This window comes from Arthrobacter sp. 05T444 (assembly GCF_056395905.1).
Genome location: NZ_JBFTKK010000009.1, coordinates 106,702 through 127,662 on the forward strand (window position 1 = coordinate 106,702; position 20,961 = coordinate 127,662).

19 protein-coding genes are annotated in these 20,961 nt (G+C 66.3%); 6 read left to right on the forward strand and 13 right to left on the reverse strand.

What is annotated here, in order from left to right:
- Positions 1 to 10: 10 nt before the first annotated feature.
- From AC1DD3_RS10955 to AC1DD3_RS10965, 3 genes are read right to left on the reverse strand one after another with little or no spacing between them, the layout of a single operon-like run.
- Positions 11 to 973, reverse strand: coding sequence for a glycosyltransferase (locus tag AC1DD3_RS10955; protein ID WP_476881640.1), 963 nt, complete (start codon positions 971 to 973; stop codon positions 11 to 13).
- Positions 970 to 2,046, reverse strand: a complete 1,077-nt coding sequence (locus AC1DD3_RS10960) for a glycosyltransferase family 9 protein (protein ID WP_476881641.1) — start codon at positions 2,044 to 2,046, stop codon at positions 970 to 972. Before AC1DD3_RS10960 ends, AC1DD3_RS10955 begins: the two co-directional genes overlap by 4 nt.
- Complete coding sequence (locus AC1DD3_RS10965) at positions 2,043 to 2,579, reverse strand: D-glycero-alpha-D-manno-heptose-1,7-bisphosphate 7-phosphatase (protein ID WP_230119562.1); 537 nt, start codon at positions 2,577 to 2,579, stop codon at positions 2,043 to 2,045. The genes AC1DD3_RS10960 and AC1DD3_RS10965 overlap by 4 nt, the downstream gene beginning before the upstream one ends.
- A 121-nt stretch (positions 2,580 to 2,700) precedes the next feature.
- Here AC1DD3_RS10965 and AC1DD3_RS10970 point away from each other — a divergent pair, with 121 nt between their 5' ends.
- Positions 2,701 to 3,636 carry a glycosyltransferase family 9 protein gene (locus AC1DD3_RS10970; protein ID WP_476881667.1) on the forward strand — a complete coding sequence of 312 codons (936 nt, stop codon included), beginning with the start codon at positions 2,701 to 2,703 and terminating at the stop codon, positions 3,634 to 3,636.
- Here AC1DD3_RS10970 and AC1DD3_RS10975 read toward each other — a convergent pair.
- Together AC1DD3_RS10975 and AC1DD3_RS10980 are read right to left on the reverse strand one after the other, a co-directional pair.
- The gene (locus tag AC1DD3_RS10975) at positions 3,531 to 4,451 is read right to left on the reverse strand and encodes a sigma-70 family RNA polymerase sigma factor (RefSeq protein WP_476881642.1); all 921 of its coding nucleotides are present in this window, start codon (positions 4,449 to 4,451) and stop codon (positions 3,531 to 3,533) included. The two genes, AC1DD3_RS10970 and AC1DD3_RS10975, sit on opposite strands and share 106 nt — an antisense overlap.
- Positions 4,452 to 4,851: 400 nt before the next feature.
- Positions 4,852 to 5,391 carry an MSCRAMM family adhesin SdrC gene (locus tag AC1DD3_RS10980; RefSeq protein ID WP_230119560.1) on the reverse strand — a complete coding sequence of 180 codons (540 nt, stop codon included), beginning with the start codon at positions 5,389 to 5,391 and terminating at the stop codon, positions 4,852 to 4,854.
- Between the two features lie 194 nt (positions 5,392 to 5,585).
- On the opposite strand from AC1DD3_RS10980, the gene AC1DD3_RS10985 reads away from it, so the two are divergent.
- Positions 5,586 to 6,509 (forward strand): hypothetical protein, encoded by a 924-nt coding sequence (locus tag AC1DD3_RS10985; protein WP_230119559.1) that lies wholly within the window; start codon positions 5,586 to 5,588, stop codon positions 6,507 to 6,509.
- A gap of 138 nt (positions 6,510 to 6,647) precedes the next feature.
- On the forward strand, positions 6,648 to 7,742 hold the full coding sequence (locus AC1DD3_RS10990) for a YihY/virulence factor BrkB family protein (protein WP_476881643.1): 1,095 nt from the start codon (positions 6,648 to 6,650) through the stop codon (positions 7,740 to 7,742).
- Between the two features lie 70 nt (positions 7,743 to 7,812).
- Here the strand turns inward: AC1DD3_RS10990 and AC1DD3_RS10995 are convergent, their stop codons facing one another.
- The 4 genes from AC1DD3_RS10995 to AC1DD3_RS11010 are packed head-to-tail and all read right to left on the reverse strand — an operon-like array spanning position 7,813 to position 11,570.
- Positions 7,813 to 8,577 (reverse strand): glycosyltransferase family 2 protein, encoded by a 765-nt coding sequence (locus tag AC1DD3_RS10995; protein ID WP_476881644.1) that lies wholly within the window; start codon positions 8,575 to 8,577, stop codon positions 7,813 to 7,815.
- Positions 8,567 to 9,955: a PIG-L family deacetylase gene (locus AC1DD3_RS11000; protein ID WP_476881645.1), complete on the reverse strand. Its 1,389-nt coding sequence runs from the start codon at positions 9,953 to 9,955 to the stop codon at positions 8,567 to 8,569. Before AC1DD3_RS11000 ends, AC1DD3_RS10995 begins: the two co-directional genes overlap by 11 nt.
- The gene (locus AC1DD3_RS11005; RefSeq protein WP_230119555.1) at positions 9,949 to 11,082 is read right to left on the reverse strand and encodes an acyl-CoA dehydrogenase family protein; all 1,134 of its coding nucleotides are present in this window, start codon (positions 11,080 to 11,082) and stop codon (positions 9,949 to 9,951) included. Before AC1DD3_RS11005 ends, AC1DD3_RS11000 begins: the two co-directional genes overlap by 7 nt.
- An 8-nt stretch (positions 11,083 to 11,090) precedes the next feature.
- Complete coding sequence (locus AC1DD3_RS11010) at positions 11,091 to 11,570, reverse strand: Dps family protein (RefSeq protein WP_230119554.1); 480 nt, start codon at positions 11,568 to 11,570, stop codon at positions 11,091 to 11,093.
- 226 nt (positions 11,571 to 11,796) lie between these two features.
- Between AC1DD3_RS11010 and AC1DD3_RS11015 the strand changes: the two genes are divergently transcribed.
- Positions 11,797 to 13,839 (forward strand): hypothetical protein, encoded by a 2,043-nt coding sequence (locus tag AC1DD3_RS11015; protein ID WP_476881646.1) that lies wholly within the window; start codon positions 11,797 to 11,799, stop codon positions 13,837 to 13,839.
- A gap of 251 nt (positions 13,840 to 14,090) precedes the next feature.
- On the opposite strand, the gene lepB is transcribed toward AC1DD3_RS11015, so the two are convergent.
- Both lepB and AC1DD3_RS11025 read right to left on the reverse strand, forming a co-directional pair.
- Entirely contained in the window at positions 14,091 to 14,636 is a 546-nt protein-coding gene (lepB, locus tag AC1DD3_RS11020) for a signal peptidase I (protein ID WP_476881647.1), read from the reverse strand.
- Positions 14,624 to 16,228, reverse strand: a complete 1,605-nt coding sequence (locus tag AC1DD3_RS11025; RefSeq protein ID WP_476881648.1) for a multicopper oxidase family protein — start codon at positions 16,226 to 16,228, stop codon at positions 14,624 to 14,626. The genes lepB and AC1DD3_RS11025 overlap by 13 nt, the downstream gene beginning before the upstream one ends.
- A 481-nt stretch (positions 16,229 to 16,709) precedes the next feature.
- Here AC1DD3_RS11025 and AC1DD3_RS11030 point away from each other — a divergent pair, with 481 nt between their 5' ends.
- Positions 16,710 to 18,914 (forward strand): FG-GAP-like repeat-containing protein, encoded by a 2,205-nt coding sequence (locus AC1DD3_RS11030; RefSeq protein ID WP_476881649.1) that lies wholly within the window; start codon positions 16,710 to 16,712, stop codon positions 18,912 to 18,914.
- 85 nt (positions 18,915 to 18,999) lie between these two features.
- Here AC1DD3_RS11030 and AC1DD3_RS11035 read toward each other — a convergent pair whose 3' ends face one another.
- Both AC1DD3_RS11035 and AC1DD3_RS11040 read right to left on the reverse strand, forming a co-directional pair.
- Positions 19,000 to 19,677, reverse strand: a complete 678-nt coding sequence (locus tag AC1DD3_RS11035) for an O-methyltransferase (RefSeq protein ID WP_230120046.1) — start codon at positions 19,675 to 19,677, stop codon at positions 19,000 to 19,002.
- Positions 19,678 to 19,765: 88 nt separating this feature from the next.
- Entirely contained in the window at positions 19,766 to 20,098 is a 333-nt protein-coding gene (locus tag AC1DD3_RS11040; RefSeq protein ID WP_230120047.1) for a thiamine-binding protein, read from the reverse strand.
- Positions 20,099 to 20,209: 111 nt separating this feature from the next.
- On the opposite strand from AC1DD3_RS11040, the gene AC1DD3_RS11045 reads away from it, so the two are divergent.
- The gene (locus tag AC1DD3_RS11045; RefSeq protein WP_230120048.1) at positions 20,210 to 20,830 is read left to right on the forward strand and encodes a TetR/AcrR family transcriptional regulator; all 621 of its coding nucleotides are present in this window, start codon (positions 20,210 to 20,212) and stop codon (positions 20,828 to 20,830) included.
- Positions 20,831 to 20,961 lie beyond the last annotated feature (131 nt).

The following is a 20,961-nucleotide window of genomic DNA, read 5'->3' on the forward strand; positions in this document are numbered from 1 at the left end:
GGGTTAAAGCTCAGGTCCTGAGTTCGGCCAACACCTTGTCCCAGTCCGCCAGGAAACGGTCAAGACCGTAGCGTTCCAAGGCGGCCTCCCGCGCTGCCTTGCCCCGCCTGCGCGCCTCTTCGGGATCGTTGATGAGCAGTTCGGCGCACCGGCAAAGCTCCTGAACGTTGGTTGAGATGCCCCCAGCCTCGGGCGGAACGGCCCGCGCCGCCTCGGTGGTGGCCAGGGCCAGGACCGGCATACCGAGGTGCATCGCTTCCAGCAGCGCAAGTCCCAGCGACGTCCACCGGAGCGGGTGCACGTAGGCCCGGCAGCGGGCCAGCTCCCCGTGGAGTTCAGCGGTTTTCAGATCGCCGCGGATCCTGAGCCTCGAGGGCGGGATGCCGGTGCTGGCGTGAAGGCCGTCGCCGCCCATCCCGAAGACCCGGAGCGGGGCGGCCGCGGCGAAGCCGGGCAGCAGGTCCGTTCCCGTCACGCGCCCCCGCCGGACCGGCTCGTTCACTACGACGCCCAGTTCCGGAACTTCGCCGGTGTAGAGGTAGCCGGGATCGGGGATGCCATGTTCGATGACCATGGTCGGCGCCCTGCCGCTGTCCCAGAAGAGCTCGTTGAAATGGGTCACGTGGACCACGGGAATCTCACGCTGGCCGGCGAGGGGATGCAGCGTAAAGGGGACATCGCCCTTGGGCGTGTTGTGCTCAACGTAGACGGCGGGCAGCCCGACGCCGGGGCGCCGTCCCAGCACGCGGGCCACCTCGGCGGCTTCCTCGGGACGCTGGAGGACGACGGCGTCAAGACCGTCCGCGTCGAGCCCCGCCAGGGAGACCTCCCGGACTGATGCCGGCCAGTCCCGGCCAGCGCGGCCCAGACCCCAGGGGCCGCCGTCGGGCAGAACCGGCAGGAGGTAGTCGTGCCGTCCACGGACGAAGGCATCCGTCCAGGAGCCATGAACATGCCAGAGGAGAATTCTCATTGGCTACGGACCTTTCTCCGGGTACTGAGGGAGGAGACACCGCGCATCAGCCGTTCAACCGCCTCCACCACCTGTTCCGGCGACACCGAACCCAGGCACGGGTGCCCCGGTACCGGGCAGATTCTTGCGCGGCTCAGCCGGCATGGCGCATTTTGATCGCCGAGCAGTTCCAGCGGAACGCCGTACGGCGCCCAACGGACCGCTGGCACCACAGGTGAGAACAGGCTCACCACAGGTGTCCCGACGGCGGCCGCCAGGTGGGCGGGACCGGTGTTGCCAGTGACCACCGCCGCCGCGTTCGCCAGTACGCCCGCGAGAGTGTCCAGATCCGTCTCCCCGCCCAGGTCAAGGCCGGAGGGGCCGGCCACCGTTGCCGTGAGCTCCCGCTCTCCGTGTCCCCCGGTCACCACCACCCGGTGGCCGGCACCCACCAGCAGTTCCACGGCGGCGGCATGGTGCAGCGGAGGCCACGCCCGCGCCGGGACTGCTGCGCCAGGATGCACCACCACGTACGGGCCCTCCCCCACGAGGTTCCGGACGTCCGGCGGCTCCTTGACCATGAGTTTTCCGTCGTCGCCTGCCGTGAGCTGGAAACCTGCCGCCCGGGCGATGCCCAGCGCACGCACAGCTTCCGGCTGGTCCTCGGGAAAGTCCTCACCCGGCTTCAGCCGGACATCCAGGAGCGATCCGGCGTAGTCCGTCGAGGCCCCGGTGATGCGTCCCACCCCCGCAAGCCGCAGGAGCAGCGCCAGCGGGAGCGGGGACTGGTGAAACGACGTGAGGATGACAGCCTCGGTGATCCGGGAATTGCGGACAAAGTTCACCAGCGTGTCCGTGTGTGGACCGGTCACGGTCGGGGCGGGATTGGTGATCCATGGGCTGTCCCACGTGAAGACGTCCGCAACATCAGGCAGCAGCGCGGCTGCGGGCCGTCCCTGCGGCCCGCAGAGCACGACTACGTCGTTGCGGCTGCCGCCGTCGGCTCTCCTGCCGTTTGCCACGGCCCTGACGGCGGGGCCAGCCAGCAGAACATCGCCCGCGCTGTCCAGCCGGGCCACCAGAACCCTGCTCATGCCGGTCCCAAAAGCAGCAGGGCGACAGCCTGCTCGAGATCCGCTGCGACCTCAAGGGCCGCAGCAACCTCCTCGTTCAGTGTCAGCGGCGTGGGAACAAGCACGCCCCTCGCTCCGGCGGCCCGTGCTGCCTCGACGTCGCTGCCGATGTCGCCGATGAACGCCACTTCCGATGCATCGATGCCGAGCCGGCTGCACGCACTGTGGATCATGCCCGGGGCCGGCTTGCGGCAGCGGCAACCGTCCTCATCAGCGTGCGGGCAGACTTCCCACACATCAAAGGGCCCCAGAAGGTCCTCCACCCTTGCGTTGACGCTCTCCACCTGCCCCCGGGTCAGGATGCCACGTGCGATGCCCGACTGGTTGCTCAGGACCCCCGTTGCCAGGCCGCGGCTGCGCAGTTCGTCCAGGACCCGCCGCGCACCGGGAAACGGCCTGACCTCGGCCGGATCGCCGTTGTAGGGCACGTCCACAACGAGTGTGCCGTCCCTGTCGAACAGCACAGCCTTGAGCGGGGAAACGTTGCTCGCCATACCCCCTCCGTTCCCCTCCCGGGGAGACCTAAACAACCGGCAGTCCACTTCTTCGGACTAGACTCCTCGTCAGGCGGCCGGCCCGGGCGGCCTTCAGCCGAGGAGGCCAGCAGTGGAAGCAATGCACGCCAATCCTGGACAGCCGGTCCTGCTGGTCCTGCGGGCGCTGAAACTGGGCGATCTGCTGGTAGCTGTGCCGGCGCTCCGTGCGCTGCGCCGCGCCTTCCCGGACCACCGTCTGCTCTACGCGGCCCAGGGCTGGCTGGCCGAAGCCGTGGACCTGGTCGGCGGGTACGAACTGCTCCCCACGCATGGCTTGGATGTTCCCATTCCGTTGGAAACCGGCCGGGTGGACGTTGCGGTGAACTTCCACGGCAGCGGCCCGGAAAGCGACGACCGGCTGGCTGAAATGAGGCCCGGAACCATTCTTGGCCACCGCGCCCCCTCTAGGCCCGGACCGCACTGGATCGAGGACATCCATGAACGTGAACGGTGGACCCGCCTGGTGCGGTGGCACGGCATCGAGGCAGACCCCGCTGACTACCGGCTGCTTCAGCCGGCGGTCCCCAGTCCCTGCCCGGGCGCCACGGTGCTGCACGTGGGCGCGGCATACGGCAGCCGTCTCTGGCCCGTGGAGAGGTTCGCCGAGGTGGCCCGGAAGCTGGCGGCCGACGGGCACGCGATAGTGTTCACGGGCAGCTCGGCCGAGCGGTCCCGGGCCTTGGATGTTGCGCGTTTGTCCGGGCTCGGAGAGAACCACGTCCTGGCCGGTACGCTGGGGCTGTCCGAGTTCGTGGCAGCCATTGCGGCGGCTGGACTCGTGGTCTCGGCCGATACCGGAGCGGCACATCTTGCCTCAGCTTATTCGCGGCCCTCGGTTGTGCTGTTCGGACCCGCACCGGTGGAAGTGTGGGGACCGCCGCCGGGACCGCACGTTGTGCTTACGGATGCTCAAGCCCGCCGGGGGGACACGTTCGCGGCGACGCCGGACCCGGCTCTCCTCGCTGTTTCAGCGGAGGACGTGCTCGGGGCCGTTCGGGGGCTGCTGCTCTCCTGATCCTCTTCGGCCAGCAGCCGGCGCTGCAGGCGCACAAGAATGCGGGACAGGCGCCGCGACACCTGCATCTGGGAGATCCCGAACCGCCTGCCCAGTTCCGATTGTGTCTCTTCGAGGAAGTAACGCCGGTAGAGCATTTCCCGGTCGTCAGGGTCCAGCTCCTGGATCGCATCACTCAGGCAGACCAATTCTTCCAAATGCTCAATGGGCGTGTCTTCTGCGATCAGCATTTCCGCCATGGGCGGCCCGCCCCACGGATCCGCGGTGTCGAGTGAATCGGGATGCATGCTGCTCGCCGCGGCCTGGGCTTCCCTGACGTCCTCAGCCGAAACGCCCAGTTCACCTGCCAGCTCGTGAACGGTGGGAATATGGCCCAGGGATTGGGTCAGGTCTGGAGCCGTGCGCAGCAATTGCGTCCGGACGTCCTGCACCCGGCGTGGGGGCCGCACGGTCCAGCAGCGGTCCCTCAGAAAGCGCTTGAGCTCCCCGCTAATGGTGGGGGCGGCATAGGCGGGAAAGCTTTCGCCCTTGTTCTCATCGAACCCCCTGGCGGCCTTGACCAGTCCCAGGTACGCCACCTGAACCAGGTCTGCGCGGTCCCTGCCCCGGGTGGCATAGCGCGAAGCAAGGGACTCGGCCAGGTCCAGGTAGTTCAGCACCAGATGGTTCCGGAAGGCATCGTGGAGGCGGCCTGCCTGAGGGGCCGGCCCCTTGCAGGCGTGCCCGGCAGACCCGTGACGAGTTCCTTCGATCTGGAAGTCACCGCTGGACACCGCTGACATGTCCACAGTGGTGAGGGGAGGATTCTCTGGCATTGTCGGGGATTCCTTCGACCTGGATCTCGAGAAAGCCTTCGGCAAGACTTAGAAGAAGGAAATCATAAGTGTGCTTATTACACAATGGCTTTGCGGACGCCGTGGTGCATTTGGCCTGGCAGATCCAGCCCAACCGCGACCTCGCGCTGCTCCACCGGACCGACGTCACGGGCACAGCCAACTCACGGACACCGCGCGAGCCCGCAGCTAACTGGGATGGGAGCCCCGGTCGTCATCACTGGAGGCCATCAAGGAAGTTATATAGGGCATGACTAAGGGTGCCGGCGTCGTTCCGTCCCCGCCACTCAAACCGCGTCGCGCGCTGCCGACCGCCGCGCGGGCATTGCTCGGCCGGGGGCGGCGGGGACGGGACTAGCCGGACTGTATTGCGTGCGGTCCGTCACTCCCGCGGAGTGTTCCGGCGCGGATCGGCCGGGTTTGCCTCTGCGTCGGTCCGCGGATCTCGTCCGGCGTCTGCGTCGGCGCGGGGATCACGGTCACGGTCAGCCCCCATGTCACGGTCAGCCCTCATGTCACGGCCGGCATCAGTCCGCTGATCGGGGTCAACAACGGCCCCGGAACGGCGGCGACCTTCATCGTCCACGTCCGGGTCCAGCGCGTCAGCCTTGGTCAGGTGCTTCTCCGAATCGCTTCGAAGGCCCTGCGCCTCGGACTGCCGCTTCTCGGCCTCCTGGCGGAGCCGGGCAGCCTCGACCTGCGCCTTCTCTGCGTCCGACTTGGCACGGAGCGCGTGGGCCTCATTTTCACGGGCCTCAAGTTCGGCATTCTCCCCCTCCCTGCGGATTTCCGCAGCGTGCTGACGGTTGGTTTCATCGCGCTTTTGCCTAAAGGCCTCCTTGCGCTTGCGGCTCGTCATGAGGAGCAAAACGATCAGGGCAACGACGACGATTCCAACAACGATCCAAATCCAGGCATCCACCGTGGATCCACCTCTTTCCATTTCCAGCACGGGCCAGCCACTGTGTCGAAGGCCGTCTTGCAGGCCTCAACTCGCGGCCGATTGAACTAGCGGCAATCGGGGTACTTACTATCTAATAGTAATCATGCTTACTATTTTACCGCCAACAAAGCCGGTTGTGATCAGCAGCCCACCTTCTTTGAAAGAGAGCGATGATGACAGAAAGCCAATGGCCTCAGGATGGGAGCGATCCTGAAACCGCGGCCGCGCAGCACGCGGCCCCGCAACACCTCGCCGACCAGTCCAGTGGGGGCGAACAGGGCACGGCATCCTCGAAAAAGGAAACAGCCAAGGAGGAGGCGGCGGGCGTCGCCCGCATGGCTGCGGATTCTGCCCGGACCGTATCCGAGTCGGCGACGACCGAGGCTGCCCATGTCGCAGCCGAAGCACAGTCCACCGCCCGGGACTTGCTTCACCAGGCCAAATCCGAGCTGACCGGCCAGGCCGTCAGCCAGCAGCAAAAAGCAGCATCAGGCCTTCGGACCCTTTCGGAGGAGCTGCAGGCGATGGCGATGGCATCCGATCAGCCGGGGGTTGCCTCTGATCTGGTGAGGAAAGCCGCTGAACGCTCCTCGGCAGTAGCATCCTGGCTGGACGGCAGGGACCCGGGGTCAGTTCTCGATGAAGCAAAGTCGTTCGCCCGTAAGCGTCCAGGCACTTTTCTCCTGCTGGCAGCCGGTGCGGGTGTCGTCGCGGGAAGGCTCGCGCGTGGCCTAAGCGCCGGGGCACCCGAGGCTCCCGGAAGCTTCGTTCCCGCGGCCGGCACCGCCATACCGCCACCCGCGGTGGACCTGCCTGGAGCCGAGGCCGCGTCCGGAAGCTTCGTTCCCGCAGCCGGTATCGCTGTACCACCACCCGCTGTGAATCTGCCGGGTCCCGACGCCACCACCGCCGGGTTCTCCGGAGTGGCCCAGTACCCGGCCGTAACCCACATGCCCAGCCCACTGAATTCACCCCAACTGGCCGAGGATGCGCGGTCCAGTACACAGATTGCGGTCGATCCTCTGGCCGGCAAAGACCTTGCCGACGAGCCACTGGGGAGCGACCCGCTAACGCGCGATCGATCCCATCCCACGTAAGCGGCCGATGATGAGTGGTCTACCACGGAACGCAGAAGCCAAGGCCAACGTCCACCAAGCCTGACCCAGTTGACTGCAGGCGGCAAATACTCCAATACGGGATCTTGCCGGCCGCAAAGTGCCCGAAAGGATGGCCCCATGGCCACGAACGAAGCCCCGGAAACCAGTACAGCCAAGGCGTCCACGGCGCCCGCCCCTGATGACGCCCGCAAGCCGGACAGCCCCACCGATGTCACCAAGCCCTCCTGGAGGTACATTGCCAAGAAGACGCTCCGGGAGTTCAGCAAGGACCAGTGCCCGGACCTCGCCGCGGGACTCACGTACTACGCCGTTCTATCGCTCTTCCCGGCGCTGCTGGCGTTGGTTTCGCTGCTCGGCATCTTCGGCCAGGCGGAAAAAACAACAGCGGCCCTCCTGGACATTGTGCAGGGCATCGCGCCCGGCTCCACCGTGGACATGATCCGTGAGCCCATTCAGGAACTGACCAGCTCGCCGGCCGCCGGCTTCACCCTGGTCATCGGCCTCGCAACAGCGCTGTGGTCCGCTTCGGGCTACGTGGGCGCGTTCGGCCGCGCCATGAACCGGATTTACGAAATCGATGAAGGCCGCGGCTTCGTCAAGCTCCGCGGAACCATGCTTGGCGTGACCTTCCTTTCGGTGGTCATTGTTGCGCTGCTCGCGGCGATGCTGGTGATCAGCGGCCCGGTCGCGGAAGCTGTGGGCGGCGTCCTAGGGCTCGGCGGCGTGTTCCTTGCCGTCTGGAACATTGCCAAATGGCCGGTCATCATCCTGCTCGTCATCGTTGTCATCGCCATCCTCTACTACGCCACCCCGAACGTCAGGCAGCCGAAGATCCGCTGGATGAGCATCGGCTCCCTCATCGCCCTGATCGCGTTCGTGCTGGCCTCGGTGGGATTTGCGTTCTACGTGGCCAACTTCTCCAATTACAACAAGACTTACGGCGCAATCGGCGGCGTGATCGTCATGCTCCTGTGGCTCTGGATCCTCAACATGTCGCTGCTGTTCGGCGCCGAGTTCGACGCCGAGATGGAACGCGGCCGGCAGCTACAGGCCGGCATCGAGGCGGAGGAAACCATCCAACTGCCGCCCCGTGACACAAAGAAGAGCGACAAGCTCCAGGAGCAGGAGGAGGAAGACATCCGGCACGGGCGGGAGCTTCGCGAGAAGCACGCCGACCAGCAGAACGGGCAGTACCGCGCCGACACCAAGTGACGCACCCGCCTTCAGCGGAAGAACTTCAGGGGAAGCCGGGGCCGGCGGCAGCCGCTCCCGGGCGTGTTGGCTAGCCGCTGCGGAGGGCGGCGGCGGTCTCCACCCCGAGCGCCCGCAGGTAGGCACCAAATCCGTGCGGCGCCCGGGCGGAGGTCCGCCCCGAGGTGAGCACGCGTGTGCTGTCCGTTGCCACGACGGCACAGCCACGGCGCCGCAGCCGGTCCACGAGTACCTTGTCTTCCGCGGAGCGCAGTTCCGGAAATCCACCGGCCAGCAGGTAGGCCGAAGCCCGGACACCCAGATTTGCACCGTAAACGTGAGGGTGGTCTTCCTCAAACGGGTGCTTGACCCGCCACCGCCGGAGGAGCTCCGGGTCCACGTCCCCGGGGTCAGGTTCCACGGAGCCCAGCACCACGTCCCAGCCGGCGTCGGCGAATTCGAGCTGGCGCCACAGCCAGCTCTCGGGGACGCACGAGTCAGCATCGGTGCTGGCGAGCCAGGTGCCCGCCAGTTCTGACTGGCGGCCGCGCAGCGCCGCCGAAATTCCGGCGGCCCTGCTTGCGCCTGCGTTGTGGAACCGCTGATGCATCATCGTGATCCGGTGGTCCAGGCTGGCAAAACGGGCCACGATCTCGGCCGACCTATCGGTGCAGTGGTCCAGCACAACGGTAATCACGACGACGGTGGCCGGCTTCCGCTGCACTACGGCCTCCACCGCCGCCCGGAGTGCGTCAAGGGCCTGCTTCAAGTGGCGCTCCTCGTCGTGCGCCGGCATGACCACCTCAACCCGGCGGATCAGGGGACGGGCCTGCGAACGGATTGACTCAGGTGCCATGCGCCGGCTCCGGGTCCTGCTGAATCACCGGCGCGAGGAACGTCTCCAGCACGAAATCGCGCTCCCGGTAGAGTCCTGCGGTTGGCCAGCGCAAGCGGTCCCTGGCCAGTGCGTGGACGGCGTCGCCGTCGAGCTCCCAGCCGGAAACCGGGTGCCGCCAGTGGCAAAGCAGCAGCGTTCCGCCGGGCGCCAGCGCCCCAGCGATGCGCCCGAAAAGCTCCCCGAGTTCGGCGGTCGTTAGGTAGTAGCCCACTTCCGAGACCACAATCAGGTCGAAGTTGCCGTCCGGCCATTGCTGCGGAAGCGTCAGGTGCCGCGCCTCCGCGCCGGCGAAGGGTGCCAGCCGCCGTGCCGCCCGCACCAGCGCTGCGCTGCTGGCGTCGACGGCCAGGAACCGCCCGCACCGCTGTGCCAGTTCGGCACTCAGGGTGCCGATCGAGCAGCCGATTTCCAGCCCGGCGTCGTACTTTGGCTCCGGCAGCGCTGCAAGCGTCAAGGCGCGCTTGCGCTGCTCATACCAGCTGTCCTCGTACCCCCACGGGTCCGCCGCCCCGAGGTGCACGGCAACAAAGATGCCCTCAGCGTCCGCGGCGCCCCGCCTTCCGGAGACCGGGGGCTGCCAGGCAAATATCTCGAACGCCCGCTCAAAGTGGCCAAGGAACCGGTCCGTGAGGAGCACTTCGTCGCCGCGGCGCTCCGACAGTGGCTGGACCTGCGAGGAGTGGGACCGCATGGCGTCACGCTTTGCGCGCTGCTCGCCGTCGCTCAGCGGAAGTCGAAGCCAGTTCTGCCAGGCCTGGTGCTCCGGCGCTGCCCAGAGCCAGTACCAGATGGGGTATTCCAGCAGCCCGTGGCCGCCGGCCGCCGCGAGCTCCGCTGCCACAGCCCCCAACGTGTCGTGGTCGATGTGCCCGTCGCCGCGGTAAGGGGCAACCAGCGCCAGCCGCTCCGGAGGTCCGGGATGACGGCCAACGGCCTCCGCCAGGTGCCGCGCGATCACCGCGCGGTCCTGGGCGAGCTTGCCGTCCGCCAGCTCCAGGAACTGCCAGCGCCCGGCCAAGCCGAGCCCGGACATGGCAGCCGCAAACTCGGCCAGCCGGACGGCCGCAAGCTGCTCCGGCGTTGTGGTCGGAGAGCCCGGGTGGGAGGCCTCCCCTGCCGAGCACAGCAGCACCTCCACGTCGGCACCGGCCCCGGCCAGCCGGGAAAGGAGGCCGCCCGCACCGAGCGATTCGTCATCGGGATGGGCAGCGAGCAGGATGAACGTCATATCACCCAGCTCGCCGGAATCCAGCGGAAGTTCGCCCAGGCCCCCGAGCCCGCTTGCCGCCCAGGCAGCCTCATCCGTGCCGCTGTCCGTGTGGGCGAAGGTCACCACGCGTGATCCCCCTTCAGGGTCAGCGCACCGAGCTGGGCGTCATCGCGCATCGCGTGATGCTGGCGGACGTACAGCGACAGGTCCGCCATGCACTTGCCGTACCGTTCGTCGAAGGCCAGCGGCCCCGGCCCCAGGTTTTGGCTCACCAGGAGCTGGACGCGTTCGACGGCGGCAGCAACAGTTCCGCGGACGCGGAGCGCCTCGCCCCACGCACCGGGCTCCTGACCGGCCCCAAGCTCCTCCGGCGACGTTTCAGGAGACTCGCTGGCTCCACGCTTCCCCGCGCTGCCCAGCAGGCCGCGGTCGACCAGCTCAGCGGTTCTGGCGAGATGCCCGATCGCTGACGTGAGGATACGGTCCACCTCGCCAAGGCTGGCGAGGGCCACCTGATCGGGCTGACGTTGGGACTGGGTCCCCCCAATCAGGGCGGCCTTAAAGTACCTGCCCACCGCTACTGCACCCCCCAGCCAGCATGCCGCCACGCCCATGCCGCCCCAGGCGAAGCCCGGCCGCTGGAAGTACCACCCCTCGTCGCCAAGCGGCACTCCGGCCACCCGGTCGAAATGGACAGTGCCGCTGGGAATTTCCCTCAGGCCCAGGCTGGTCCATTCCGGATCGGCGCAGGTCACGCCGGCATCCCTGAGGTCAACGGCAAAGGCACCGCGGCCGCCGGCAGGAGTGTGCGCGGTGACCACGGCGTGGTCCACGAATTGTGCCAGCGAGCACCATGGCTTGGACCCGGTGAGGTGCAGCTCTCCCCGCGCGTCTCCGGACTCCGCGTTCAGCCGCGTGCCGGCGCCTTCGGCAGCAAAGACACCCCAGGTTCCGGTGAAGGAACCGGCCTTTCCTGCCTGCGCAAGGATGGCGCCGGCGTCCAGGTGCGGTTCAAGGATTCGGCCTGCCGCCACGTCGATGGAGGCAACGGAAGCCAACAGTTCCCACAGCCTGGCTGTACCACCGTCGCCCGGCTTCGGCGCGGTCCGGCCGGCCTCGTGGGCTGCAGCCAGGAGCGCGGGAACGTCCCCTACGGCGGCGGCAAATGACTCGAGGGCGGGAGCAAGTTCGCCGAGCTGCTCCGGCGTGGAGCTGATGCGGACGGCCTGCCAGCGGCGGTGCGGCGGGCTCATCAGGCTGCTCAGTCTCCCGCCGGTGAAGTCACCGACGCCGTGGGGGTCATGATTTCCGCGTTCACCATCCATGCCAGCTGCTCCAGCCGCGTGATGGCCGCGTGCAACAGGTCGGCGCTGGTGGGGTCTTCTTCGTCCACCTCGTCATGGACGTCCCGCATGGTCTTGACGGTCTGCTCCAGCCGCGCGGTGATGAGCTTGACCGTGTCCTTCGTGGAAGTCAGGCCGCCGGGGAACTGTTCCAGCCTGGTGTCCGCTGAAACTGTCGAGCTTCTGCCGTCCGGAAGGGCGTGCAGGGCACGCATGCGTTCCGCCGTCTGGTCCGCGAACAACCGTGCACTGGCGATGATTTCGTCCAGCTGCAGATGCAGGTCCCGGAAGTTGGTTCCCACCAGGTTCCAGTGCGCCTGCTTCCCCTGCACATGGAGTTCGATCAGGTCGGTGAGGACCTTCTGAAGGTTGCTGGCCAGGGTCTGGGACGCTTTCATTTTCTTCCTCCGCTGCTGTTGCCCGGCACCGGCCGCGAGCGGCCGGCCAAGATGATTCCAAGCATACTTATCTTCCGGTGGGCGCGGGCACGGCGTCCTGCCTTCCAGAGGGCCGGGGGGTGCCGCCGTTTTCGGACTCCCACCGATCCCAACGTTGCCAAAGGTTTTCACAACTCGGGCAACGTTTATTGGTTGCCATCAGCGCCATACCTGAGGAGATATACCAATGGCAACCAACCCACCCAATGGCTCAGTCCATCAGCTGAATCCGCGGTTCTCTCCACCGTTCGCCAGCCCGATTGCCGGGCGGTTTGGCGGCCGGCGGACCATCGCGGCCGCGGCAACTGTCCTGCTGTCGGTGACAGGCGTCACCTCGGCCGTGGCCGCGACCCAGGTGACCGAACAAAATCTGGCCACCAACAAACTTGTTTCTGTCGGTCCGGTCAATGCCGAGAACGGCTTCCCCTCCTGGTACGAGGACCGGTCGGGAACACGCGTAGAGCTCTGCCTCGACGCGGAAAACCCGCTGTGCGGCTTCCTGCCTGGCGACATCCCCAATGACACAGCGCCCATTTCGTTCCCTGACAACTTCCCCGAAGAAGCGTTCTACATGCTCGCCAGCTCCGGCCTTGACCTTCCCGGCGGTGGAAAGGCCACCTTGGTGCTCGGCCTGGAGGCCGCGTTCGCCAACACGGTCACGGACGGCGACCAGATGGTCTTCGGCCGTCAGAGGATTGTGGTGAAGGGCGGTCCCGCAAATGCCACCCTTACCTTCCAGCATCCCTACGGCACCATCACAGTCGACACGGACGGCACGGGAGCCGGCAGGCTCGTCGAGGACATCTCCCCCGCCGTGGGCAACTTCACCACAGCACTTAAGAGCAACATCGGCCCCTTCCTCAAATGGGATCCGGCCACCGCCCCGGCAGCACCTGCCGGGTACCTTGGAGATCCGAACCAGGACCACACGGTGACAGGCGGCCTTCGTAACACGTTCTCCGTCAGCGGCGGCGGACTCAACCTGTCAACCAATCAGTTCACCCTCCAGGGAAAGATTGCAACCAACAGCGGCGTGAGCGCCGATTCTGCCGTAGTCAACGGGAACATGATCGATATCTTCGCCAGCAGCAAGCCCGCGGCCCAGCTGCAGGTCGAGGCACAGGCAGGGAAATTCGCTCTCACGCCGATGGCCACGGATGCGGACTCCGGCCGCTTCTACGCCCGGATCCCGTTCACCGGAACCGCACCAACATCGGTCAAGATCACCAACATCGCCGACAAGCCCGCCAGCAGCGGCACCATTACCGTGACCAAGCCCAGTAGCATCACGGTCACGAGCGCCACCTTTGACGGGGCGAAGCTCAACGTAGCAGCCCTCTCCAGTTCAGGCGACCCACTGGAAGTCGTCGGAGTCGGACCTTTGGTCAACCCCGCAGCTGGCGGCGCGCCAGCCCAGGGCTCCTGGACCCTCAATGCGCCACCCGCCAAGGTAACGGTGAAGAACGCCGCCGGGGACACGGCATCCCTTGCGGTGAGCGTCTCAGGCGGCACTGCCACCCAGGCAGGACTTCCCCCGCTGAGCCCAACACCCGATCCCGGTCCCGTAGTTGACACAGGGACCGGCACCACGCCACCAGGCGGCGGCACCACCACGCCACCGGGCGGCGGCACCACCCCGCCAACCACGCTGAAAGCAGCGGCGACGCCGGCATCAGCTACGGTAGCCCGCGGCGCAAGCGTCCAGCTTGACGGCAGCACATCAACCGGGGGCGTCAGCTACAAGTGGTCGCAGGTGGACGGCCCGGCCGTAACGCTGGCCGGCGACACCACGGCCAAGCCGACCGTTGCGGTTCCGTTCTACGCCAAGACCACGGACACTGCTCCGCTGCCGGCAGCAGTCGCAGGACCTGCCCATATCAAGCTGGTCGTGACAGCCCTGGACGGCAGCACGAGCGAGACAACTGTTGCGCTGACCATCCAGACCGACGCTGTGGCAATCGATGCGGGCTCCCGCCACCGCATTGGCACCGAGCTCCGGATCACCGGCACATCCGCCCTGGCGGGGAGCACCGGCGTTCTGACCCCGGCCACGTCGGTCGTGATCTACGACATGACCAGCGGTACCGCGGTGAAGATCGGCACCGCACAGGTCGACACCCTCGGCGCCTGGTCCTACAAGGCCAAGCCCGGACCGACCAGGCAGATCACCAGGGTCATGGTCCAGTCCACTCGGGGAGGCACGGCAACGTCAGCCATCGCCACCCGTTGATCCGCACCGGCTGACACGTCAGCGCACAGCAACAGGGCCCCGTCCACACCGCGGACGGGGCCCTGTTGCTGTGCGGGGACGTCCTGGCAGTCGGACAACCCTTGGCAGACCAACGACCCTGACTTACCGACCACATAGGAAAGCGGCCCCGGGCTCTGTGCACTGCTGCGGGACCGCTTCCCCATATCTGGCGACCCTACGTCTGTCGACGCATTGTGCCTGTTGCCGCTTCCGCCGGCCCGGCAGGACGCCTAACGACCCGACGGCGGCCACAGCACGGTCGCCTGCACGTTCTCCAGCGGGACGCTGCCGTAGATGCGTGAGTCGATGGAGCCGGACCTGTTGTCGCCGAGGACGAAGAGGTGGCCCGCAGGTACGGTGACAGGACCGAAATACGTGCCGTCAATCCGGCTTTGGTCGATTCCCGGCTCAGGCTGCGGCACGCCGTCCACGACGAGGACGGAGTCTTCGATGGCAACGGTATGGCCTTGAAACGCGATGGCACGCTTGAGCGCCGGATGTCCGTCCTCGGGGCTGGTGAAGACTACGAGAGACCCGGCTGTAAGACTGCCAAGGGCCGGTCCGGCTTTGTACAGCAGGATCGTGGAGCCCCGGGGCACCGCCGGTTCCATGCTCTCGGAGCTCACCGTCATGGGCTCAAGCACCCACAGCCGGGTGGCGAGCAAACCGGCGGCCAGCACGGCCGCCGTCGTGGTTTTCTTCCCCCAAAAGCCCTGCCGGGAAACTCCGGCAGGGCTTTCGGTTCTTGCTACTGGCAGGGGGGCTAAGCGTCCCATTGGGGAAGTGCCGCCGTCATGGGGTCGCAGGGATCGTAGTCGTCTTCCTTCAGGCCGACGCGGAACTGGACCATCATGTCGTGGTCCTCATGGGGAAGGTTATGGCAGTGCACCATGTACCGGCCCTTGTGCGGACCGAACTTCATGAGGAGCCGGACCGTCTCGCCTTCGCCCACATAGACCACATCCTTGGGACCGAGTTCCTGCGGGAACGGGGCCCTGCCGTTGCGGCTCAGGATTTTGAAGTCAACCAGGTGGATATGAACCGGATGGAACCAGCCTCCTGACTTGTTCTCAAACTCCCAGATCTCGACGGCGTCGAGGTCCACTTCCGCGGAAACCTTCTTGTAGCCGCTCGCGATCACGTCGTGCCAACTGGTGTCATCGATGGTCCACATGTTGGTGGTGTCGTTCCGCTTGACCCTGAAGCGCCGGACCTTTTTGGCCTGCTTCTCGGTCAGGGCCATGACCTCATTGCCCGGAGCCAGCAGCGTGGGCATGGTGTTCCAGGTGGCGTCGGCGGTGTCGACGGGCTCGTCGGTGACGTCAAAGGCCATGGCCTTGTTCGTGAAGTCGTAATCCACGTTGTTCTTGTTGGACAGGTTCCGCAGTTCAATCCGCTGGCCGGTCTTGTATTTGCGGAAATCAATCAGGACCTCATACCGTTCCGCGCCCGCGTGCCGGTAGTTGGCCACGCTCTGCGGCTTGGGCATCAGGCCGCCGTCGGTGGCCACGACCACCAGGGGATCTCCCGTACTGAGCGTGAGCTTGAGCGAACGGGAGATGCTGCAGTTCAGGATGCGGAAACGGTAGATCCGCTTTTGGACCTTCATGACCGGCCACGGCTTGCCGTTGACCAGGATGACGTCCCCCCACAGGCCCGAGTGCGTGTTGTCGTCATAGCCCAGGGCACCGTTGGCCGCGAACATCGCGTCGGAAATTACCAGCGGCACATCGTATTTGCCCTGCGGCAGGAGCTTCCGCTCAACCGGATCGTGCATGTGGTACTGGGCCGCCAGGCCCGAGTAGGCGTTCTGGGCCGTGAAGTGGACACCGTGGTCGTGGTACCAGAGAGTCCGGGCCGGCTGGAAGTTGGGGTAGTTGTAGTCCTTGAAAAATCCGGGGTGGGTAATGTCGCTGGCGTACCCGTCATACTGCGGCAGCGAAGCCGATCCGTGCAGGTGGACCGACGTTGCCAGCACGTGGCCATCGTTGGGGTGCGTTGCCGGCAGCTGGTTACGGACACGCAGCACGGCCTTGGTGCCCTGATCGAGGCTGATGGTGGGTCCGGGAAAGATGCCGTTGTACCCCAGGATCGGAGTCTTAAGCCGCGGCAAAATGGAGGCCATGGCCGCTTTTTGAGTCAGGGTGTAGTAGTTCACAGGCCCGCCGTCGGCGGAGTCCACTCCCACCCGGTCCGGCTGCAGGACCGGGGGCTGGACAAAGGCTGACTGGAACGGCTTGGGCATTTCTGCACTGCTGAGGCGACTGGCCGACTTGGCTTCCACTTCGCGGGACGGAAACGAAAGCGCGCCAGCCCCCAGGGCACCTAATCCACCCAGCAGCAGGACTTGTCGTCTTGACACGGTCATTGCCAGGGCTCCTTTCGAATGATTGCTCCGAGCATGCCGGGCGATTCTTGGGAAAAGGTCCGAACAAGTGACTCCCGGGTAACAAACAAGGTCCAACCACCCCTATTCGGGCCCCCTCAAATCGATGGCCTAACCCCTCACGCCGGGCGCGGGCCCCTTGCGGGGGGCGGCGGGTGGGCCCATACGGGGCGCGGCCCAGCGGGAAATTCCCAAGTCCCGGCAGGCAGGCTGAAGCAGGTCCAAAACCGGAGCTTGGCCTGCGCGGACAGGGACCAGGGCTGCCGGACCGGGCACCGTATCCCCTGCGGCGCCCGAGCCGGCCGCCCGTCCCGCGGTGCCGGAGCCGCCCATTTTCACCATCGGTTTTGTCCGACGTTAATCCAAGGTGGGTGCGCCATTCTGGCGGTGGTTGGGAATGCACCTCCCGATCTGGCCTTGTTGGTACTGGGGGCCATAAATCGAGTGTCCATAAGGAGTCACCATGTTCTCGCACGCCGTAATGAGGCCCAAGATGCCCGACGGAGCACACCGTTCAGGGCCGGCCCACCGCCGGTCCGCCACCACCGCAACTGCCCGCATTGCCCCCGTTGCCGCCGGCGCCTTGCTGGCCACGGCCCTCGCGCCGCTGGGCGCCCTTCCCGCCAGCGCCGAGACCGCCGGCATGGGGCCGGTAGATTCTGCCAACGGGTTCCCCACCTGGTATTCAGACGGATCGGTCAAGCTGCAGCTCTGCTATGAGGCCGGCAAAGGCTGCCTCTCCGAGCCGCCCGACCCGAACTCGCCGGCATCCTATCCGGACAACTTCCCGGAAGAAGCCTTCTGGTTCCAAGCCTCCGCGACGGGCGGCAATCTCAGCACTTATGAGGCGGCACTCGAAGGAGCCCACGTCAACGGCCCCGTTGTTCCGGGAGAGCAGATGGGCTTCGGCCGGCTGCGGTTCATAGTCGATAACCTCACTCCCGGCGCAAGCTACACGATTACACACCCGTACGGCATCAACACATTCGTTGCCGAACCGGACCCAAAGGTAGGTGGCCGGATCAAGCAAACCATCGACGCCGGCGTCTGCGCTCCCTCGGCAACAGTGCCCTGCGACTGGGCCGGAGTAGGCGCGGCCTTCCTGGGTAACTACGCCACCGGCACCACCGCAACGTTCCTCCGCCAAGTCGGAGCAGCTCCGGGAACTCTCGGCGACATCAACACCGCGAGGCCAGTAACCGGCGCCCCGTCAGGGACCAATGCTGTCACCATCACGGGTCCCAACGCCGGCGGCCCCGGGGTGAACACCCTCACGGTGAACACTTTCACCGTCCAGGGGCTTATCGCCGACGGGTCCGACGGCGGGCCCTCCACGCCTGACCTGGCAACGGCCAGCGACAGCGGCCGTTCCGCGACCGACAACATCACGCGGGTCACCACGCCGACCATCATCGGCACCCTTCCGGCAGGCGCTGCGGGACCCGTGCAGCTGATTGTCGACACCGGTGCCCCCCGGGCCACAACGCTCACCGGCTCCAGCTACTCCGCCACGCTGGCCGCACTGGCCCAGGGCGTTCACAGTGTGCAGGCCCGCATCACCAACCCGGCCTTCGCCGCCGATCCCACGCAGCCACAGTTCCTGACCTCGGCGAAGCTCACCTTCACCGTGGACACCGCGGCGCCCGCCGTCTCGGTGACCGCACCGTTCCCGTCCTCGCCCAGCCTGGACAGCACGCCCACGTTGAGCTTCACGGGTGAGGCCGGGGCCCGGTTCGAATGCCAGCTGCTGCCCAGCAACGCAACCTGGGATCCCACCTGCGCCTCACCAAAGACGTGGGATGCACAGGTCAACGGAACGTACGTCTTCAACGTCCGGGCCACCGACGCTGCCGGCAACGTCAGCGCAATGGCTAACCGCACCGTGCAGATCGGCACGACTGTCACCGCACCAACGACTAAGCTGCAGGACTTCAACAGCGACGGCAAGGCGGACGTCGTGTCCCGCGATTCCGCCGGTGTCCTCTGGCTCTACCGCGGCAACGGAACCGGCGGTTTCCTGGCGAAGACCAAGATCGGCGCCGGCTGGAATTCGATGACGGCCATCGTCAGCACCGGCGACTTCAACGGTGACCGTAAAGCCGACATCGTAGCCAGGACCTCCACCGGCCTGCTGTATCTCTACAAGGGCAACGGTGCCGGAGGCTTCTCCACCAAGGTCCAGATCGGGACCGGCTGGAACTCTTTCAACAGCCTCACCGCTCCCGGTGACTTCAACGGAGACCGGAAGCCGGACCTGACCGTCCGCGACGCCACTGGCAACCTGTTCGCCTACCTCGGCAACGGAACCGGCGGCTTCACCGGGCGGATGCAGATCGGCACCGGCTGGAACGGCATGAACGCCATCGTGGCTCCCGGTGACTTCAACAGTGACGCCAAGGCGGACCTGGTAGCCCGCGACGGCGCCGGAAACCTCTGGCTCTACCGTGGCGACGGTTCCGGCGGGTTCCTCGCAAGGGTCCTGATCGGTGCCGGCTGGAACGGCCTCAGCATCGTAGCTCCCGGTGACTTCAACGGAGACCGCAAGGCCGACCTGACGGCCCGCGACTCCCGCGGAAACATGCTCCTCTACCGTGGCAACGGATCAACCGGTTTCCTCGGCAAGTCCCTGATCGGCACTGGCTGGAGCTCCATGAACGCCATCGTGTAGTTCCCTACTTCAACCAAGGCACCGCCCACGTACACCCGGTACGCGGGCGGTGCCTTTTAGTTTTGCTCAATGCTTGCATTCGGTTCTAGCGAACTACCGCAAGCGCGAATCCGTCCCAGCCTTTGGAGCCCACCGTCTGGATAACTGTGGCGTCCAGCCGGCTGTCCTCGCCCATCATTTTCAGCGCACCGAGGATGCCGGGGGCGTTGATCTCGTCCATGGAGGGGTCCAGCACTGCGCCTTCCCAGACCACGTTGTCCATCACGATGGTGGTCCCCGGCCTGCCAAGGCGGATGGCCCAGTCGAGGTAGTGCGGATTGTTCTCCTTGTCCGCATCGATGAAGACGAAGTCGAAAGGGCCTCCTCCTTCTGCCTCCAGGACAGCAAGCGTCTCGAGTGCGGCGCCCGTGCGGATGTCCACCTTGTGGCCGACGCCCGCGGCGTCCACGTTCGCGCGGGCAACCTCAGCATGTCTGGCGAGGTATTCGCACGTCACTAGCCGCCCGTCGTCGGGAAGCCCCCGGGCCATCCAGATGGTGCTGAAACCTGCCAGGGTGCCGATCTCCAGTACGCGGCGGGCGCCGCAACTCATGACCAGCAGCTTCAGCAGCTTGCCGGCGTTCGGGGTCACCTCGATCGGCGGCATCCCGGCCTCGACGGCGGACTGCACCGCGCGCTTCAGCGCTCCGTCGGGATGAACGACGGCGGCGGACAGGAACTCTTCTACGGCCACCCACCCGGGCTGCGGCTTATGCTCAAACATGACCCCAGTCTCGCAGTAACAGGACAAGCCCGGCTAGGGCCGGTCCGGGGCCGCGACCCTGTCAGGGCCGGTCACCGGCCGGTCCGGGTCAGGAGTCCCCGGCGATGACGTTTTCCAGCCGCTCCACCTTGGCTGTCAGTTCGCCGGAGAAGCCTGGCCGGATGTCGGCCTTGATCACCAGCGAGACCCTGCTGCCGTACTTGCCTACTTCCTCGGTGGCGCGCTTTACGACCGCGAACACCTCATCCCATTCACCTTCTATTGTGGTGAACATGGAGTCCGTCTGATTGGGGAGTCCCGATTCCCTAACGATTTTGACTGCGGCGGCTACGGCGTCGTGCACCGAGGCGTCCGCGGCCCCGCGCTGGTGCGTCGGATCGGCAGGAGTTCCGGACGGGGCAACTGAGAATGCAAGCAACATGGGTCCAGTCTGGCACGCCGGGAACCTCGCCGGCGGGGTGTCCTGCGTCATATTCGAGGCTACCAATCGGTAACGAAGTCGGCGGGAGACTGCGTTGCTAACCTTTTAGATATGAACCTCGCAGTAGAGCGCAAGCCCCTCCGTGCCGACGCTGCGCGCAATGTGGACAAGATCATTAACGCAGCCCGTGAGTGCTTCCGCGACTACGGCCCGGATGTTCCGCTGCAGACGATCGCCGCCACTGCCGGTGTGGGTCCCGCGACGCTCTTCCGGAACTTTTCAGACAAGGAACAGCTGGTCCTGGCAGCACTGAACCGCCAGCTCCGTCTCACCGTTGATCCGGTCATTGATGTCGCACTGGCGGGGCAGGATGCTGCCGAGGGCCTTTTCCGCGTGATCGATGCCATCATGGCCGCCGCAAGTGAGAACGCCAATCTGCTTGGTGCGGTGGCCGGGCGTCGTGACCTGCTGACCGGCATCACCGGCAGCCTGATCGAATCGGTGGGCGTGCTCCTGGGCCGGGGACAGGGCCAGGGCACCCTCCGGGTGGACATCTCGTTGACGGACATGGTCCGTCTGCTCGCCATGCTGATCGGCGTGGTGGACACCATGGAACCGGGCTCCGATGCCTGGCGGCGGCCGGCCGCCCTGGTCGAGGACGCCATCCGATCGGAACGGCCGGGCCGGCCACTGCCGCCCCAGGTGCCGCTCCCGGGCACGCAGTTCGAGTAGGCGGAGGCTCGGCTTTTGGCGTTCCCGCGAGGCCACGTCCGATGCTGTAAAGCTGCACCGGATATTCCGCTGAAGTGGCTGGCACAGTAAGCTGATCAGACCAGTGGTTAGGCAGCCAGCCTCGGTACATT